This is a genomic window from Neobacillus drentensis (assembly GCF_036966985.1).
Classification (GTDB): Bacteria; Bacillota; Bacilli; order Bacillales; family Cytobacillaceae; genus Neobacillus; species Neobacillus drentensis_E.
Genome location: NZ_JBALSN010000308.1, coordinates 5420 through 5685, shown reverse-complemented (window position 1 = coordinate 5685; position 266 = coordinate 5420). Strand labels below are relative to the sequence as shown.

Genomic DNA, 266 nt, shown 5'->3' with positions numbered 1-266 from the left:
GTGAATCCCGACAGATTGAGAATTTTGGGTATGAATCATGAATATCCTACTTATTAATTATGATGGGGGGCTTTCAAAAAGATTTCTTTTTAATAAGAAAAGCACTTTAAATGACCAGGGGTAAAAATTAAACTGGATCATGACATGCCACCCAATGTCCCGTAAAAATTTCCCTAAATAAAGGCTGTTCCTCCCGACAGCGGGCAGTCGCTGCTGGACAGCGGGTATGAAAACGGCATCCCGAAGGAGGGTTAGCAGGTGATGGG

General features: G+C 42.9%; 1 protein-coding gene. It reads right to left on the bottom strand.

The genetic code is table 11. The features are described from left to right. Positions 1 to 127: 127 nt before the first annotated feature. A partial coding sequence (locus V7659_RS19805) for an oligopeptide/dipeptide ABC transporter ATP-binding protein (RefSeq protein ID WP_335541629.1) occupies positions 128 to 266 on the bottom strand: 139 nt, incomplete at its 5' end.